The following is a 17825-nucleotide window of genomic DNA, read 5'->3' as shown; positions in this document are numbered from 1 at the left end:
AAAAATATTAATCAAACAGAAAAGTTAGTAGAAAAAATGATTGCAGTACTGGAACAAAAACGAGGATTTAATTATCGAAGACATACGTTGTTCGCTGATAAGGTTCTTGTAGAAACGAAATCAACGAGCAAAATAGATAAGTACGAAGTAAGGATTGAAAAACTCGGATTTCAAACACAATACCAGGCCGACAATACGATGCCCGGAAAGATTTTTCTTGTTGTATGTATTCTAATTCCTGTTGCCCTGACTATTTCAGAACTTCTTCTTCACAACGTAGGCATGAGGAACCTCATCGTTAATTATGTTTGTTGGTTAGGTCTTGCCATCTTTAGTATTTTCAAGCAGCACCAGGATGATATTTATTTAGTGGGCGGCGACAAGAACCTCGTTTTTTATAGAAACATTCCTTCCGAACAAAAGGTCTTGGAGTTTATTGAACTGGTTATTAAAGCAACAAAAGACAACATCAAAAACAAGTACCTCACCTTCGACCCCAACACTCCTGACGAAGAATACATAGCAAGGCTCAATTGGCTGAAGGAGACTGATATGATTACAGAAGAAGAATTAGAGAACTACAAAATTGACCTTGAGATCAAGCGGCTGCTGTCGTAGCTTAAGGTCACTCGCTCTATTGTTGCTTAAACTCAAAAGTACAAGAGTGCGACGCAACCATTGCTTATGAACGAACTGTAAGCCCGGTACAATAAGTAATTTTTACATGAACAATCAAATACCCTCTGCAGGATTAGCGATAAGACCTGCTTCTTATAATGATATTCCATTTATCCGCGACATAGCAAATAAAACATGGCCTGCTGCCTACGAGGCCTTGTTAGGTCGGGACCAGCTGACATATATGCTTGACAAGTTGTACAGTCCTTCTGCACTGGAGGATCAGATGAAAAAGCACCACTATTTTTTTCTTGCGTTAAGAGAATATGCACCCGTCGGCTTTGCATCTTTTTCTAACCTCGAGAAAGATATTTACAAGCTTCAAAAGTTATACGTTTTGCCCTCGGAGCAAAAAAGCGGGCTGGGAAGAACGCTGCTTGAAACAGTCGAAACGGTCTCGAAGAGTATGGGTGCAACTAAATTACAGCTGAATGTTAACCGTAAAAACATAGCCAAAGGTTTTTACGAAAAACAGGGGTTTTTTGTAATTAAGCAAGAAGATATTGATATAGGAAGCGGCTACTATATGAATGATTATGTAATGGAGAAAGACTTGTGAAAGTGCAGGATCCGTTAGCATCTATGGAATTGCTACGCCCGCCGCATCTTATTGAAAACAGCGCATATGAAACTTTTAAAAAATGCAGCAATCGGGGCACTTGTACTCTGCTCACTCACAGCGAGTGCTCAAAAGAAGAGCAGTAGTAAAACAAAGTTCACTCCACCAGTCATCGTAAAAGATGAAGAAGTTGCGGAGTCAGAAGAAAAGAAGAAAGAATACAAGTCGAAACAATGGCACCAGGGAGATGAAAAGGTGTCTGAACAAAACTTGAAGACGGAAAAAACGAAGACTTCGGGCAAAAAAAAGTACGGTGAACGTGAACAGGTTCCACCACCGCCTCCTCCTCCTCCTCCACCTTTGCCAAAACAAAAAGGAAAATTGTAGGATTATTGCTGAAACTTTTATAGCTACTGCCAATGGAAGAAAGCTCAAAGAAGACTTCTATTTGCAGTAGCTATTTTATTGCTTGTAATACTTTTTAAACGTTTTATCTAAAATCGAAATACAAGGCTCCTGTTAACGGAACACTTCCTTGTCGGCCATTTTTTTGGCTTTGCGGGCCCATTACTTCCGCTTTTTGAAACTTTGTACCTATTGCAGAAATGGCATGCATAAAACCGATAGTGTTGCCGGGAAAAGCGGGATTTGTATTGTTGTTCCCGGACGCTTTTGCTTTTTCTGGTTGTAACATTTGGAAATAAATATTTTGCTGATCGGTATATATTGTAAAATCGCTTTCCTCATTTTGCAACTTCACCCAGTTCATCTCTGAGTGCCAGCCTTTGAATTCGGGGTACTTCCAATTTTCGCCGGTGATAGTGTTGTTGTAGGCCTTTTCCCAAACGCCAAATTGCGGACCTTTTAAACGATTTTTCCAGACATGATATGGTCCTCTCCCCATCCACTTCATGCCTTTAATTTTTTCTTCGGGGTAGTTGAAGGTGATGCCCATATAATCGGCAGTATCCTTTGTGAGATAGCTATACTCCAGCCTCGGCAGTCTTCCTTTGCGGAAAGTCCATGTTACCTGTAAGCTGTCTCCGCTATAGGTTGGTTTCACGACATATTCGTCCCCTTGTTTAAAACTTTTAAATTGACTAAGCTTTTGACTACTACCAGCCAGAGCCGGTCCGCCACTCAGTGAAATTTCTTTTTGGCCGTTGTTTACTTTTTGAAGATAGCCGGTCGTTTTATCAAAATAATAAGTAAGGCCATCAAAAGTGAGTGCCAATGCCTGTGCATCTTCTTTTGCGGAAACATCAGTTTTTAAAAAGACTGTAGGTATTGCATTGGCTATTGTTTTTGGCGAACTGCCCGCCCAGCTCCATGTACAAATGGTATCGCCTTTTGCAGTAAAAGCTGTAAGGTATAACGCATCTGCTTTGGCATTTCCCGGTAGTGGAAGATCTAGCATACCTTTTTGACCTGGTGCTAGCGAAGGCCCTTGCAACGTTCCTTTTTGAAGCACCTTTACACTTGTTCCAGTTTGCCAGGGTTTTTGAAAGTCAACCAATTTCCATTCGAACTTTACTTGCTTAAGATCCGTATAGAAATACCTATTTTCTATTTCAAAGCTGCTTTTAAAGTTTTGCGTTGCCGACTTACTGTCAATGTAAACCGGGCTCCATAATTCTTTAATCGTATAGTAACTTCCTTCTTTTTCTCTATGAGGTCCAACGATACCGTCTGGTCCCCTGTTTCCTGCTACGTCGATGCTGTCGTGCCAATCGGCCCGTACCAATCCCTCATCATGCAAAGCCCATAAAAAACCGCCCGCAAAATGGGGATGCTTCGTCATCTCGCTCCAGAAGTCTTCCAGCGCGGCACCATGTCCGCCATCGAAAAGGCCATGCATGAACTCAGTTGGAAAAAAAACTTCTTTAGCATTGGCCACCTCATTTTGTATGTACTTGAAATCAGGGTAGTGCTTCGTGTTAGTTCCGTTAAACCGCTCCCAGGGATGAATGACATGTCTTTTCTGAGGATCATACCAGGCGTAGTCTCCATCAACCGCACGGTTCCAACCGCCCTCATTTCCATTATCCCATATAACTACTGAAGGATGGTTTACATCTCTTATCACCAGTTCCTTAACCAGCTTGCGAGCAATCGTCGTATCGTATGCTGCCTGCCAGCCTGTGAGTTCATCCAACACAAATAAGCCAACGCTGTCGCACAAGTCTAAGAACTCTTTATCGGGCGGGTAATGACTCATTCTGACTGCATTCATATTCATATCCTTCATAGCAGCAATGTCCATTAAGTGAACTGAACGACTTAAAGTCCGCCCAGTTTCTGGCCACTCACTATGTCGACAAACGCCTTTAAAAATTACCTTTTGCCCGTTTACATAAAAACCGTCCTGTTCTCGTAGTTCTGCCGTTCTAAAACCAAATCGTTGCTTTATAGTATGAATAGTTTTATCGCCATCTTTAATAGAAACAACGACGTTGTACAAAATCGGCTGCTCAGGATTCCATAATTGAATGTTGGTAAAATGATGACGAAGCATTGTATCCCCTACTAGTAGTTGAAAAGGCTTGTCAACGGCCTTACCTTTTAAATCGTACACTTGTGCTTGTACGGTTTGTTTAGTGGTGGCATTTGTAAAAACCTGCATGTTAAAATCTCCACTTGCCTTTGCATCAATCGCCACTCTCTCTATTGCGGTAGCAGGAAGAATTTCCAAATACACAGGTCGAAAAATTCCACCGAACAGCCAAAAATCACTTTTACGTTCTGCACGATTAATAGAGGCATTTGTAGATTTCTTACTTACTGTTACCTCAAGCAAATTGAACTTTTCAAATTGCACAAGGCTAGTGATATCGTATTTGAACTGATAGAAGGCGCCCTGGTGAATTGGGCCTGCTGATCTGCCGTTTATCTTCACCTCGGTATCTGTCATCGAAGCATCAAAGACAATTACAATCTTTTTGCCCTTGTGCTGCGGCGCAACTTTAAAATTGTATTTATACAATCCCTGCTCATCAGGGTTCTGTGTGTCTTGAGAATAATTATAAGAACCAAATCCTTGCGTCTCCCAGCAAGACGGAACAGGGATAGTCGACCACTTACCGCTATTGCGACCTTTGGTACACATGAAATCCCATTTTACCGTATGGTCTTTGTCTGTTCCTGATAGGTATTGAATAACGGTTTGTTGAGCAAATACCAGTTTACAAAAAACGGAAGCGACAAGAAAGAGAGCTATTGTTTTCATTGGGGAAGATTTAAGCGTAATCTTAGCCATTTTTAGTAAGAAGCAAAATGATAGAGAAATTCAAAAACTCTTAATTCTCATTAAATTGTTGATGTAGCGAAATGAAACCCAATAAAAAAGCAGAAATAATTACTTCTGCTTTTTTATATAATGACATTTTTGGGTGTTTGATAAGACATCAACTTGTCGTTTCTACTATCCCTAAAAGTTATTCATTTATTTAATCGGAGAATAATCAGTAGGCATCATAAAAACAGACTCAACCTTGGTTGTAAGTGACCCACCACCTTTTACTTCAGAAGCCGCTTTGACTTTCACCCACTCAGGATCTTCGCGAAAAGCTTTCCATGAAGCGTCGGCAGTAGCTCTGTCTTTGTGTGCGATAATGTATACTAACATGTCGCTTTTAGTTCCGTCTGCTTTCGGCATTGGTTGCCAATATACAATATTGGCAATTCCATGTTTCTCAAAAAGCTTCTTTGTGTGGCTACGAAAACGCTCATGTAGATTTTGAAGATTACCAGCAGAAGATGTGTACGTGCGCAACTCAAACGTACGGTTTGGAGACTTCGCCTCTGCTTTTACTGAGGGTGAATAATCAGTTTCCTGCATATAAACACTCTCTACCTTAGCCACCAGTTTTCCATTGGCTTCTGAGGCCTTAGCTACTGCCTGCCACTCAGGATCGGAACCAAAGGCTTTCCATGACGCTTCTCTTGCCTCACGGCTAGGATAGGATAAAACATACACAAGCTTATTCTCAGGGTTTTCAGTTGGGATCCAATAGCCAACATTGGTCATACCATGCTTAGAAAAAATGCGCGTTGTATTATTTCTGAAGCGGGCGCTCAAATCATCAAGTTTTCCGGGTGCGGCAAAATAGGTTCGCATCTCATAAACGGGTGTGGGCCTCAACACAGTTTCCGGGGTAACTGAGGCAGACTTTTTAGAAGATGAACATGCGATAAAAAAAACACTTAAAATCAAAATAGCAGAAAATAACTTCTTCATACGGCTGTAACTGTTTATAACAATTTGGTGATAAATTTCGATTGCGGCAAGATAATGCAGATTGAATAAACGCCTTGAGTTTAAAAAAGAAATGCAGAAAATAAAGCAGTTCAAAAACCACTTTATCCTCTGCATGAAAAACCCCAATAAAAGGTTTATTGCTTCAGCATAATATTTCTATACTCCACTTTCATTGGCGGACCAACATGTACTTGCACACCTAACAGTCCGTCAGATTTTCCATTTACTTTATCCTCATCAATAACGTCACTCATTAGGATGCCATTGATGTAGTGCTGCAAATGATTTCCCTTTGCTACGATCCTGCAGGTGTTCCAATCTTCAGATTTAATTTTTTCTTTCAGTTCATCAGAAGTTCCTAAAGACCCTGTTACTGTTCTTTCTAACCAGGCATTATTTTTTGTATGCTCTCTCACTGTAGTGGCTGCTTCGGTAAAAGGTTTAATAGTCACCTTCTCGCCACGATAAGCCAAGGTAGTTCTTGCTCGTTCTTCGTAATTCTGACCCGTATATCGGTGGGCTCCATCGATGTCTGCCTGGTAGCCTTTCAGCGCATGTGGTACATCGGGCACTTCAACACTCCTGTAGTTGATACCGCTGTTGCCCGCTTTAGTAATTTTAAAATCGCAGGTTAGCTCAAAGTCTCCGGGCTTGCCTCCTTTCCATACAATAAAATTATTGGTTTTTAAAAGTGTTGTAGGGGTAATTTCCCCAACCAAACTTCCATTTTCTGCACGCCAATAAGTAGGGTCGCCCTCCCATCCGTTGAGAGACTTTCCGTCAAATATCTGCACAAAACCTTTTTGACTTTGCTGCCCCTGCCCCGATACTTTGCAACTGGAAGTGGTTAGAGCCATAGAGACAAAGGAAGCCAGTATGATTGCAAGCGAAATAATTTTAGAACTTTTTTTTTGTAGCATCGTATAAGTTGTTATTTGATTTTAGAAGCCTTTATTGTAAAACACATAGAGCCCATCTTTGCCGGCAACGATAATATCCTTCTTACCTGAACCGGTAAGATCAGCTACGGCAAAATATAAACCTGTCCCCTTGCCTTCTCCAAATTCACCATAGCTAACAATTCCTTTTGAAAAAGCTTCGCCGTTCCATTTAAAATAATAAACACCCAGCGGATCATTTTCACCAGGATCATTACCATTATGAGCGCGGTAACGTTTGCCGGTGATCAACTCTTCCTTTCCATCCCCATCCAGGTCTATCCAAGCCATTGTGTGGTACTGGGAATTAAATGGATCAATAGTATGTTTTGTCCACGTAGTTTTAGCGCTTTTATCCCTCTTTTGTTCATACCAATCCAACCCGTAACCGTGCGCCTGACCAGCAATTAAGTCATTCAAGCCGTCTTTATTTACATCTGCAACAACTACCGGTATGCTCGTTGTACCAAGCATGAACTGCTCATGAAAAGTCCATTTATCTTTAAAACGATTTACGGGAGCCTCCAGCCAACCTGTGCTTACAATAAAATCATTTCTGCCATCACCATTGATGTCACCAAAGCCCAAGCCGTGCCCACTCTTCAGTTGGCTAAGCGTGATAGTTTCGAACTTTCCGGTGCCTTTTCCCTGGTTGTCTTTAATTAAGCGGTAGATGATCAAAGGATCGTTAGGCGTATTGGGAACGATTTCAACAGTACCGTCTCCATCAATATCCCATGCCCGTGTAGTTTCTATGTTACCCGGTTCCGCAATGGAGTGTTCCATCCACTCTTTTGTATTTCCCGGATTTTCGCGCCAGCTTAAAACCTTGCCGAACCATCCGCCGGTTACAAAGTCAACGCGGCCGTCTCCGTTGACATCTAATGGTATTGTAGAAAAATCGTCGTAGTACTCTCCTATTCTTTTGGCCGAGCCAATGTAATTTCTCTTCCAAAAACCAGGTCCTTCATACCAGAATGCTCCGGATACAATGTCCGGAATCTTATCATTGTTTACATCGAAAACATCTACAGACTCAAAGCTTTCAGAAGCAATTTGCTTCTTTATAAATTTAAGTGGCTTCGTTACATTTTCTGGAGTAGCTGGATGTGCCTGTGCAAAACCGTATCCTGCAATTAATACTAAAATCAAAGTTTGTATGAAAGCTTTCTTCATCATCATTATTTGGTTCTTTGAAAAACCTTCATATTTAGTTCAAAGTAAGGAAAGGTCAAATCATCTTTAGTTAGAAGTCAATAGCTGTTTTCGATAGCTTCATCCTTGCGACGCTCCGTTTATCTATTGTACAAATAGCATCTTCAGTTTTCCTTTTCAACTCACCGTCAAAACTTTTTAAGCTATCCACATAAATGGACTTAAAACATTTAAAGCTAACCAGACTCTCTTATTAACTAAAGGACTTGCCCATTGTAACAATCGAACAACAGTTCTTGCTAGAAGAACATTAGCCAGTTGAGTGCCAAGCGAAGCGAAGGCATTTCAAAACATGCGTAGCAGTTTTTAAAACAAGCGTAGCAGTCCTGTTGCAAGAACGAAGCCCAGCGGCTTGAGCGCTAATATGATTTTGAAACGTTTTGAAAACAAAAGTCTTCTAATATTCATTCACGCCCTTCCAACTCTTGGCCGCAGCCGAATCAAGAACAGCCTGGCAAACCTTCTGTGTTTCAAGCGCCTCCCTGAAAGTAGGTGAACAAGGCTCTCCTGTTTCCAGGCTCTTTAAGAAGTCCGCTACCTGGTGCACAAATGAATGTTCGTACCCAATAGATAACCCCGGAACCCACCATTTATCCATATAAGGCTGATCACCATCAGTAACATGAATAGTACGCCAACCACGAACAATAGACTCGTCGCGATGATCAAAATATTCAAGTTTATTCAAGTCATGCAAATCCCAGCGAACAGATGCATGTTCTCCATTAATTTCAAAAGTGTACAAGGCTTTGTGACCACGTGCATACCGCGTTGATTCAAAAAGCCCCAACGAACCATTATCAAAATGGCAGTGAAAAATACACGCATCGTCTATGCCTACCTTTTGCATTTCTCCCGTTGCCTGGTGAACTCTTTCTTTGATAAAAGTTTCGGTTACGGCTGATACATCAGTAATAGAACCGTTCAACCAGATAGCGGTGTCAATACAATGAGCCAATAGATCCCCGGTGACACCTGATCCTGCAGCATCAACATCTAGGCGCCACGTTCCTTGCCCACCCTGCGGCACATTTGCATTAATCGTCCAGTCTTGCAGGAAATTAGCACGATAATGAAAAATGCGTCCAAGTTTTCCTGAAGCAACTATTTGCTTTGCCAAAGTCACAGCGGGTAGGCGGCGATAGTTGTACCAGACGGTATTGTTCACTCCAGCCTTCTCAATCGCATCCACCATCTGGCGACCTTCCTCAAGCGTGCGCGAAAGAGGTTTTTCGCACAAAATCATTTTGCCTGCTTCAGCTGCGGCTATTGCAATTTCCGCATGCATATTATTGGGAGTGCAAATATCAACAGCATCGATATCATCCCGGGCCACCAACGACTTCCAATCTGTCTCTACTGACTCGTAACCCCACTGTTCTGCAAAAGCATTTACTGTTGCAGCCGTGCGCGAACAAACGGCTTTCAAGACAGGACGATTTTGAAGATCGGGAAAAAAATCACTGACCCGCTTATAGCCGTTCGTATGTGTTCGTCCCATAAAACCAACACCAACTAAACCTATCCGTAATTCTTTTTTACTCATTTTAAAAGTGATTGTTTTAAAAAATAGTGCAAGGGAATTTGAAGGAATGACGTCCGGCTACCTGTTACGACCGCAAGCTCCCCAAAGGGGTATCTGGTAAATGGAAACAGGTAATTGGAAACTCTTCGCTACTCCGCTTCATACCAGCCATGAAGTTTTCTTACTTCAATCATTTTTGCCAGGATATCGTTCCAGGTTTGCTGTTTCATCATCACTTCGTTGGCGAACATGCAACCGTCCCAGCAAATGTGTTTGAAAGCTTTTGTCAGGTTACCATTTTCATCCCGCAGCCAGTAGCCGGCGTCTTTTGCTATGTCAAGCTTTCCATTAGGGTCTGTTGCCTGGCAGTGGCGGCCGGTCTTATCATGTGAGCCCGTTCCATGTACTGTTCCATCGTTTTGTGCGACGTGGAAGTCGATGGTCCACGGTCTTAGTGCTTTGGTTACAGTTTTTATCCCGTCCGTGAGAGCCTCACGATTACTCCAATCAAAATCTTCGGGAAGTATGCGATCTTCAGGCCTGTTGTAACCTAAAAGGTATAAAGTGGTATGAGACATGTCGGCCTGGAAACCAATATTGGGACGATTGACCATTTCAAGTGTATTAATCATAGTCTTCCAGCTATGCATGCCACCCCAGCAAATTTCTCCCTCGGCAGCTAATTTCTCTCCATACTCCGCTGCCACATCGCAAGCCTTTTGAAAAGTTTCAGCGATCAACTTTGTATTGTTTTCAGGGTCTTTATCCCAATCAGCCGGTGAACTCGCTGAGTCAATCCTTATCACGCCATGCGGGCGAACTCCTAGGTCACGTAGCACCTTACCAAAATGACAGGCTTTACGAACCATTTCAACAAAATGTTCCCGCTGTTCATGTGTGCCCATTGCGGGTCCTCCCCAAATGGGCGCAACCAGGCTGCCTACCCTGAGGTTATAGGAAGAGATCTTATCAGCAAGCTGTTTAATCTCATCATCTGTACTATTGATGTTTACATGAGGATCCAGAAGTCCTAAGTCAACCCCGTCGAACTTGACCCCGTCTACCTCAGCAGCAGCGGTCATTTGAAGCATGGTATCAAAAGGGATTACCGGTTCTGAATCTGCTCCTTTACCCACTATACCGGGCCAGGTAGCGTTGTGTAATTTGGGATAATTATTCTCGTTCATATGGTCTACAATCTACTATTGATTAAAATAACTAAGTAATGAAAATATCTTCAATTATGTCTGCTCCATGGTTTCAATATTCTCTTGCAGTTTTTCATGCAATGGGCAAAAATTACAAGAAGGCTGTCGTTAATAAAAGTTCCTTATCAAGTTTTAGTTAGCATGAAAAGAGCATCATTTTCTAGAAATCAAAAAACCATGTCAGGATTTCCAGGACCGAAATGTTTCAACATTACTATCGGATCTGTAGTCGACGGATTTACTATTCTCACACCCTCCATAGCAGTTTTTTCACTTACGAAAAATTCATCGTTGGTTAACTGCCCATAGCGGATGAGGGCTGGAGTTTCAATGTCCCACACGCCCATTTTTCCATGCCCCTGCATAACGATAAGGCCATAGGCAGCACTGTCTTTAATGGTAACAGTCTGGCCAGGGAAAACTGTCAGTTCTTTCGCGCTGAAAGCGTCAGAAAGATAGCAGACCCAATTCTCAACGTATCCTTCGGCCTCCATTTCGCTTACAGGCTTTACAGGTTTAGGACGCATAAAACGCGTTTCCAGAATATTTGGGCTGGTATTCAGCTCCCAATCTATTACCTCCATCAACTGGTCATAGTCACCTATTCTATCTGGCGGTGTTCCGTTCCATAATAGTTCTTCAGGTATAATTGCCTCATTCACCAAAGATTGATACATCGCAAATACGTCGGACGCTTTTTGCGGCTCGTAAGTACACATGCTTCCCGGGGCGTGGAGCATTCCAGGAGGAACATCCCAACCGGTGCCTGGATATAAAGGAAATGCCTGCGAGTAGCTCGTGAGCTTGTTGTCTCCTTTGGTAAAATTCATTAGGCATTCTTTAATTTGCTCTTTTGTGGTACCTGGTGCTACTCCAAAAAAAGTATAGGGAAAATCACCGCCATGATTATTCAGTTGCGGCGGAAAGTAATATGCTTCTGGCTTACCCAATTGTCCAATCTTAGCTGCATGTTCATCATTGTGATGAATGTGATGAGGTAACGGGCCCATATTATCAAAGAACTTTGAGTACATCGGCCAGCTCTCATGTTCGTTCCACAACCGATCACCAATTAATTCTCCTTTCAACTCGTCAATTGCATCCTTCAAAAGCAATTGAACTTCACTCTTGCCATCATTGAAAACTACTTTACTTAATCCTTCGTGCTCTCCCGTTAAAGGACCGTTTTTAGCAGGTGTAGTGGAAGATAGCCAGCGCTCATCTATTCCTCCCCTGTTACCACCAAGCACGTAATAATCATCCGGATGTAACTTGATTCTTCTACCAGGTACGCAAAACGATCGCGGAACCCACGTCGGCGCCAGCCTTAAGATTCCCTGTCCCTGTTCTAGTGCTTTTGATGCCAGGCTTGTTTTTTCCAGTGTTTCCATTAAAAGTTGGTTTTGAATTATTGTCGTTAAAGGAATTAAAAATACGGGCTTAACGCTGCCTCATCTGCAGGAAGGCCGTAAACCAAATCTATATTGGTAAAGGCGTTATTAGGCGGAACATTACCGGCCGGATAATAATAAGCTTGTGGATTTGCTTTTACCCTGTTTCCGTATGCTGTAATAACCTCCACAGCTTTGCCTGTTCTTACCAGGTCATTCCAGCGTTTGTTTTCAAATGCCAATTCAACTCTTCTCTCTTTCATTATAATATCGCGTAGTTGAACCTGCCCTGTAACCGTTACCGGAGAAACCCCAGCACCAAAGGCACGATCCCTTACTCTATTCAAATAAGTTAAGGCTTCTGCACCCTTGCTTTGCTCATTTAATGCCTCTGCCGCAAATAATAAGACTTCTGCGAAGCGGTAAACCGGCCAGTTATTCCCTGTATTATTATGCTGAGCATGTGGAGCTGCAAACTTTTTAATATAAGGATACACCTTATTATCACGCAAACTCTGGCTCAGAGTTACGTAGGCAATAGAGGCATCTTTTCTTTTGTCGCCTGCTTCGTAAGCGGCAATGAGATCAGGCGTCGGTGCATTGTTCCCTTCACCAGATAGTCCTTGCGGATTAGAGGTTCCTGTGATAGGTTGCAATTCTCCTGCAGTTATCGGAAGAGGAAGAAATCTATAAATCAGGTTCCCATTATAACCCGCAGATCCTTCCTGGAACTGTACTTCAAAAACCGACTCCGCATTGTTCTTATTGCTATTAGTGCCAGAGAAAGCATCCGCATAATTAGGCATTAATGAATATTCATTACTTGCAATCACTTCTTTTGAAATTGCTTCGGCATCAGCCCACCTTTTTTGAACCAGGTATAAATTAGCCAGCAAAGTTTTAGCAGCTCCGGATGTAGCCCTTCCGGGTTCCTGCTTTGCCTTATTCAACAATCCCTGGGCAGCGCCTTTTGCATCACTTTCAATTTGCTTGTATAGCTCATCAACTGATGCCAGCTGAGCTGCTGCCTCCTGCCTGTTGGTTACTGGTGTCAGGTGCAGGGGAACTTTTCCAAAGTATTGTACTAGTTTGAAGTAGGCAAATGCTCTTAGAAACTGGGCCTGTCCCTTCAAATTAGATTTAGAAGCGGCATCAAATTCAACCTTATCAATGGTCGCAAGAACCTGGTTTGCGCGCGCAATAATCTGGTAGAAGTTGCGGTATTCATCCCGTACGTTTGTGTTGGTAGTAAGACCGTTGGAAGTAGGCAAACTGAAATCAGCAATATTCTCCTGCTGTTCCGTGGCGCCGAAAAGTATGTTGCGATAGTAGTAGGTGTTGTCAGAATGCATCTCTCCCAAAAGCCAATCGAAATTATTATAAATAGTTCTGAGGGGAACATAGGCTGCATTGACTGCCTGCTTAAAATCTGCTTCCTGGGTAAAAAAGGTAGCTGAACTTAAAGACGTCTGCGGCACTACCTCAAGGTTTTTAGAACAGCTCGTTAACCCCAAACCAATAAGGCAGGTTATTATAACTCTTGTTGTCATTTTGTTGGAATAATGAGTTTAAAAAATAATAAGTTTTTCTAGAAATTAAGGTTAACACCTAAAGTGTAGGTACGTGGAACAGGGTAACTGGAAAAGTCTACTCCCTGGCTTAGATTACCACCGTCACCATTACCATCTCCCTGTGAACTAACCTCAGGATTTGGACCGCCCCAATAATTGGTGAATGTATATAGCTGTTGAATAGAGGCATACACGCGGGCAGATTTGAACACTTTATTCTTAACCCCAATGTTATAGCCAAGAGTAACATTTTTAATAGTAAAATAAGAAGCATCTGCCACGAAGCGGCTATTGATCCAGTCTCTCTCGATACCGGTTACATTACCACCTCCAACGGTTGTTCCGAAAAATCCTTTACCCGGGTTAGATGGCGATCTAAAACGGTATTTCACCTCCTGCAACAGATTGAACACACCGTCAAGGTTAGCTGTACTGTAAATGTGACGAACAAAGAGTTGGTTGCCGTAAGATCCAGAGCCTACTACACTAAAATCAAAGTTTCCGTATGTTAGAGAATTAACGATGCCATAAGTAAACTTAGGAAATGGACTTCCTATAATCGTTCTGTCGTCAAAGTCACCACCATAAGTAATAACACCATCACCATTTACGTCCTTTAATTTTATGCTACCTACAGTGGAACGGCCAGGAATTTTTGGACTTTTATCAAGATCTGCCTGGTTTAGATACATACCTTCTGATACCATACCATAAAACTGTCCAAATGGCTGCCCTACTTTGGTAATATGGAAAGAACCGTACACTCTATCTATCCCTTCAGCTAAAGCCAATACCCTGTTGCGGTTGAAAGAGATATTCGCGTTGGTGGTCCACCTGAGTTTACCCTCAGTATTTCTTGTGGTTACAGCAAACTCATGACCCCAAAATTTAATTTCACCTATGTTATCATTGAAGTTACCAAATCCTGCTTCCTGCGCAATTTGAACACTGTACAGTAAGTTGGTAGTGTTCTTTGTGTAGAAGTCATATGTGAACTGTATCCTGTCGTTAAATAAGCCAAGGTCAAAACCGAGATCAATTTGTTTTGTAGTCTCCCAACCGAGGTTTGGGTTAGCAAGTTGGGTAACCTGTGCACCTGTTGCAACAGTGTTTCCAAAAACTGCGTTCACTGTATTATTAACAAGCGCGTATTGAGTGTAATTACCAATATTGTTGTTTCCAATTACTCCATAACTCGCTCTCAACTTCGCAAAAGATATTCTCTTCGAGTTCCTAAGGAAGTTTTCGTCTGAGATAACCCATCCTGCCGAAGCAGAAGGGAACGTACCCCAACGATTGTTAACCCCAAAACGAGATGAACCGTCGGTACGAACCGAAGCAGTAAAGAGGTATTTTCCTTTAAAATTATACGTTAACCTCGAGAGAAAGGAATTAAGCCCCCACTCGTTTACCTGGTTGTTTGTACCTCCACGGGCAATGTTTAATGCTCCCTGGATGGTAGGAAGCCTGTCATCAGTATAAGTATCAGCCTGTATCCGGGTGGCGTTCTGGGTAAATTTCTGTTGCGTAAATCCGCCTAACAATTCAAAATTATGTTCTCCAAAACTATGCGTATACGTTGCAAGGTTCTCGTTGAGCCAACTTATGTTTTCAGTATTTTGCCTGATTGATACTGCTGTTGTTGGTATGGGAACATTGATAGCATTGGTAGCGGTCGAAGGATTGAAAAAGAAGAACCTCGAATTTAGGTATTCTACGTTGATAGTAGATTTAAGCGTCAATCCTTTAATAGGCTGGTATTGGAGGTAAGCATTGGATATAATATTCACATTTTTTGTTTCATTTACTAATTCCTGTGCAGCTCTTACCCAGTTAGGATAGGCAAAAATGTTACCTGTGCTTCCAGGGAACTGGTTAAACTTCGTCAATTGTCCATTGGCGTCGTAAATAGGCATAACTGGCCATGTGTGGAGGGCATTGAAGAGAATACCTGTTCCCCTGTCGCCATCCGTTCTTGGTGTATTATCAAAAACATATTGAGGTGCAAGGTTGAAGCCTATTTTTACCCTATCAGATATGGCATAGTCAGAATTCATTCGCAGAGAGTATCTTTTGTAGCGGGTATTCAAAACCACGCCCTGCTGATCAAACACGCCTGCAACTAATGCGGTGTTCAACTTCTCGGTATTTGAAGTAAGTGTCAGGTTATAACTTTGTATAGGAGCATCTCTTAGCAGCGCACCATACCAGTCATTGTTCTTGCCTTCGTATTGAGAAGGGTTTTGAAACTCAATTGGAACAGGTTGCCCTGCATCTTCGTAGTACTCTTTTTTAAATTGTGCAAATTCAACGGCATCCATCATTTTAACCCTGCCTCGCATTGGTACATGCTGCGTTCCAACGTAGGTGCTGAGGCCCATGCTTGTCTGGCCTTTTCTTCCTTTTTTAGTAGTTATCAAGACGACACCATTAGCTGCCCTGGAGCCATATAAAGAGGTAGAAGCGGCATCTTTTAAAATGGAGATACTTTCAATTTCATCAGGGTTTATAGCACCTATATTACCGGTTAAAGGGAACCCGTCAACAACATACAAGGGATCACTACCAGCCGAAACGGACAACTGGCCTCGAATTCTAATGTTGATTCCTTGTCCCGGTTTGCCCGTTGTTTGATTAATCTGAACACCCGCTAAACGCCCTTGAAGTTTTTGACCTATCTGCGAAACAGGCAAGTCTTTCAACTCTTTCGCATTGATTGTCTGTACTGCACCGGTTACTTCCTTTCTCAACTGGCTTCCATAACCAATTACCACCACGTTTTCTAAGGACCTTACATCAGGGGCCAAAGTAACATCGAGATTACTACGACCGTCGACAGGAATTTCCTGTGTTACAAAACCGATACTTGAAATAACCAAAGTGGCTTTACTTGAAGGAACGTTAATTGAGAAATTTCCATTCGCATCGGTACCCGTACCGTTACCGGTACCTTTAACCAGGATTGATACTCCTGACAGGCCCGCTCCCTTGTCGTCTAAAATTCTGCCTTTCAGGTTTGTCTGTGCCCCTGCCGCTATGGATAGCGACAAAAGGAAAAAAAGTACGGACAGATACTTTGTCTTTTGAAATAAAAATTGTTTCATAATGGATAAGCAATCGTTTAAAATAATGAATGAATGTTTTGTTTGTTGTGTGGCTATTTTCCAGGTAATGAAAACATAGTAGAAGATTTAGGTGATAGATGGTAGTGCTTGCAGGTTTCAAGCATTTACTTATTGAAATCCAGATTCAGCAAATTCAATTAATCTACGTCTTAAGAGACGAGCATTATTTCTTCAAGAACAATTTGATCTGCTCCTCGCTGTCTAACATTTCCAGTTCAATGTCGTATGATCTTGTCTCTCCGGGTTGCAAAAAGATAAGCTCTTTTCTTTCCCTTGCTTTTGCCTGCCCAATTAGTGGATTCGTCGCTGGTTCTATGCCCGTAACATATTCGCCCTCACCCCAATGTTGCCAATTAATCATCCATGGCAATTGTTCTTTTTTAAAACGCAGCGAAAGCGCAAGGCCAATATGACTATTGTGAAGCCCACAAGAACACCAGCCTGTTGCGTCTGAAGTAATGTCGATTATAGCTACCTCTTCACCTGTACCCGCATGGTCAGGTAAGGGAGCTGGACACTTCTTGTAATTATTTCCTTCCTTAAAAATCTTATTATTGGTAATTCCTTCCCGTGTTTGCCATTTGCCATCCCACAAGATATCTGTGCCCTCTTCAACTAACGGATACCCGAAATTAAAATGATACAAGAGCATATGAGGAGCTTCAGAATTTCCACGATTTAAAACTTCATCATGAATTCGAATAGTTGCCTCACCGAGAGTTGCAGATATTGTTCGTTTCAATTCGAGGTTTGGCCCGAGCACCTGCGTTTCTTTCATTCTTCCGGTAATGCTCATCTCCATCTTTCCAACCATCGGATCTGGTTGAATAATTGACTCTATTTCTGCCGCTATATTACTTATCCTGCCGTGTAAACCGCGTTCTCCAAACTCATCGCTTTCCGGACCGCCAACATGACTTAAACCGCAAGTAGTTAGTAAGCCTCCGCCAAATGTTTTTAACCAGTCTAAGCCACTATTTGAAAAAGGTTCAGGTGCAGTTATGCCGCCATGACTAAGCCATGCTATACTGTGTTGGTTATAAAAAGTTTCAGCTATATCCATTGCGCGATCAGGCACCACTTTAAACCGCAGTCCTGTTCCCGTATTGATCCATGCTATACGTGTTCCCCTGGCGGGTCCGTTATCGAGCACCGACGTTTCTATACCGCCGAGTTGTTTTATATTAGATACTTTGCCTTTCCAGTTTTGATTTAACAAACCTGTTCCTCCTTTTTAGAATTTCAAGGTGTTGCAATATAGACTTCGGCACAAGTGTGTGACACAACGACGACGCCATGAAAAACATTTGCCCGGACAACCAATACAACTTCGATTAATTAACCTTTTGAAAAAATC

13 protein-coding genes are annotated in these 17825 nt (G+C 42.2%); 3 read left to right on the top strand and 10 right to left on the bottom strand.

Features of this window, described 5'->3' with window-relative positions; genetic code table 11:
• Positions 1–36 precede the first annotated feature (36 nt).
• The 3 genes from SAE01_RS06585 (at position 37) to SAE01_RS06575 (ending at position 1624) form a co-directional block, all read left to right on the top strand.
• Positions 37–618: a hypothetical protein gene (locus SAE01_RS06585; protein ID WP_147202878.1), complete on the top strand. Its 582-nt coding sequence runs from the start codon at positions 37–39 to the stop codon at positions 616–618.
• A gap of 106 nt (positions 619–724) precedes the next feature.
• Entirely contained in the window at positions 725–1237 is a 513-nt protein-coding gene (locus SAE01_RS06580; protein WP_147202877.1) for a GNAT family N-acetyltransferase, read from the top strand.
• Positions 1238–1303: 66 nt separating this feature from the next.
• Complete coding sequence (locus tag SAE01_RS06575) at positions 1304–1624, top strand: hypothetical protein (RefSeq protein WP_147202876.1); 321 nt, start codon at positions 1304–1306, stop codon at positions 1622–1624.
• A 103-nt stretch (positions 1625–1727) separates the two neighbouring features.
• Here SAE01_RS06575 and SAE01_RS06570 read toward each other — a convergent pair whose 3' ends face one another.
• From SAE01_RS06570 to SAE01_RS06525, 10 genes are all read right to left on the bottom strand, one after another.
• Entirely contained in the window at positions 1728–4463 is a 2736-nt protein-coding gene (locus SAE01_RS06570) for a glycoside hydrolase family 2 TIM barrel-domain containing protein (protein ID WP_170234098.1), read from the bottom strand.
• A 216-nt stretch (positions 4464–4679) separates the two neighbouring features.
• Positions 4680–5474, bottom strand: coding sequence for an NIPSNAP family protein (locus tag SAE01_RS06565; protein ID WP_147202874.1), 795 nt, complete (start codon positions 5472–5474; stop codon positions 4680–4682).
• A gap of 155 nt (positions 5475–5629) precedes the next feature.
• Positions 5630–6415, bottom strand: a complete 786-nt coding sequence (locus SAE01_RS06560; protein ID WP_147202873.1) for a 3-keto-disaccharide hydrolase — start codon at positions 6413–6415, stop codon at positions 5630–5632.
• Positions 6416–6436: 21 nt separating this feature from the next.
• Positions 6437–7585, bottom strand: coding sequence for an FG-GAP repeat domain-containing protein (locus SAE01_RS06555; protein ID WP_246113175.1), 1149 nt, complete (start codon positions 7583–7585; stop codon positions 6437–6439).
• Between the two features lie 460 nt (positions 7586–8045).
• Positions 8046–9194, bottom strand: coding sequence for a Gfo/Idh/MocA family protein (locus SAE01_RS06550; protein WP_147202872.1), 1149 nt, complete (start codon positions 9192–9194; stop codon positions 8046–8048).
• A gap of 128 nt (positions 9195–9322) precedes the next feature.
• Positions 9323–10360, bottom strand: coding sequence for a sugar phosphate isomerase/epimerase family protein (locus SAE01_RS06545; RefSeq protein WP_147202871.1), 1038 nt, complete (start codon positions 10358–10360; stop codon positions 9323–9325).
• A gap of 188 nt (positions 10361–10548) precedes the next feature.
• The gene (locus SAE01_RS06540; RefSeq protein ID WP_147202870.1) at positions 10549–11772 is read right to left on the bottom strand and encodes a class I mannose-6-phosphate isomerase; all 1224 of its coding nucleotides are present in this window, start codon (positions 11770–11772) and stop codon (positions 10549–10551) included.
• Between the two features lie 35 nt (positions 11773–11807).
• The gene (locus SAE01_RS06535; protein ID WP_147202869.1) at positions 11808–13322 is read right to left on the bottom strand and encodes a RagB/SusD family nutrient uptake outer membrane protein; all 1515 of its coding nucleotides are present in this window, start codon (positions 13320–13322) and stop codon (positions 11808–11810) included.
• Between the two features lie 38 nt (positions 13323–13360).
• Positions 13361–16447, bottom strand: coding sequence for a SusC/RagA family TonB-linked outer membrane protein (locus tag SAE01_RS06530; protein WP_147202868.1), 3087 nt, complete (start codon positions 16445–16447; stop codon positions 13361–13363).
• A gap of 184 nt (positions 16448–16631) precedes the next feature.
• Positions 16632–17687 (bottom strand): aldose 1-epimerase family protein, encoded by a 1056-nt coding sequence (locus SAE01_RS06525; RefSeq protein ID WP_147202867.1) that lies wholly within the window; start codon positions 17685–17687, stop codon positions 16632–16634.
• Positions 17688–17825: the final 138 nt, after the last annotated feature.

Origin of the sequence: Segetibacter aerophilus (genome assembly GCF_007991655.1) — a bacterium.
In the GTDB taxonomy this organism is placed as follows: Bacteria; Bacteroidota; Bacteroidia; order Chitinophagales; family Chitinophagaceae; genus Segetibacter; species Segetibacter aerophilus.
The sequence above is the reverse complement of the archived record's forward strand: the minus strand, read 5'-3'. Positions and strand labels throughout refer to the sequence as shown.

What these genes read in the sequence shown, in the direction of transcription:
- SAE01_RS06585 (WP_147202878.1), top strand. Translation starts at nt 37, where the DNA reads ATGATTGCAGTACTGGAACAAAAACGAGGATTTAATTATCGAAGACAT.
- SAE01_RS06580 (WP_147202877.1), top strand. Translation starts at nt 725, where the DNA reads ATGAACAATCAAATACCCTCTGCAGGATTAGCGATAAGACCTGCTTCT.
- SAE01_RS06575 (WP_147202876.1), top strand. Translation starts at nt 1,304, where the DNA reads ATGAAACTTTTAAAAAATGCAGCAATCGGGGCACTTGTACTCTGCTCA.
- SAE01_RS06570 (WP_170234098.1), bottom strand. Translation starts at nt 4,463, where the DNA reads ATGAAAACAATAGCTCTCTTTCTTGTCGCTTCCGTTTTTTGTAAACTG.
- SAE01_RS06565 (WP_147202874.1), bottom strand. Translation starts at nt 5,474, where the DNA reads ATGAAGAAGTTATTTTCTGCTATTTTGATTTTAAGTGTTTTTTTTATC.
- SAE01_RS06560 (WP_147202873.1), bottom strand. Translation starts at nt 6,415, where the DNA reads ATGCTACAAAAAAAAAGTTCTAAAATTATTTCGCTTGCAATCATACTG.
- SAE01_RS06550 (WP_147202872.1), bottom strand. Translation starts at nt 9,194, where the DNA reads ATGAGTAAAAAAGAATTACGGATAGGTTTAGTTGGTGTTGGTTTTATG.
- SAE01_RS06545 (WP_147202871.1), bottom strand. Translation starts at nt 10,360, where the DNA reads ATGAACGAGAATAATTATCCCAAATTACACAACGCTACCTGGCCCGGT.
- SAE01_RS06540 (WP_147202870.1), bottom strand. Translation starts at nt 11,772, where the DNA reads ATGGAAACACTGGAAAAAACAAGCCTGGCATCAAAAGCACTAGAACAG.
- SAE01_RS06535 (WP_147202869.1), bottom strand. Translation starts at nt 13,322, where the DNA reads ATGACAACAAGAGTTATAATAACCTGCCTTATTGGTTTGGGGTTAACG.
- SAE01_RS06530 (WP_147202868.1), bottom strand. Translation starts at nt 16,447, where the DNA reads ATGAAACAATTTTTATTTCAAAAGACAAAGTATCTGTCCGTACTTTTT.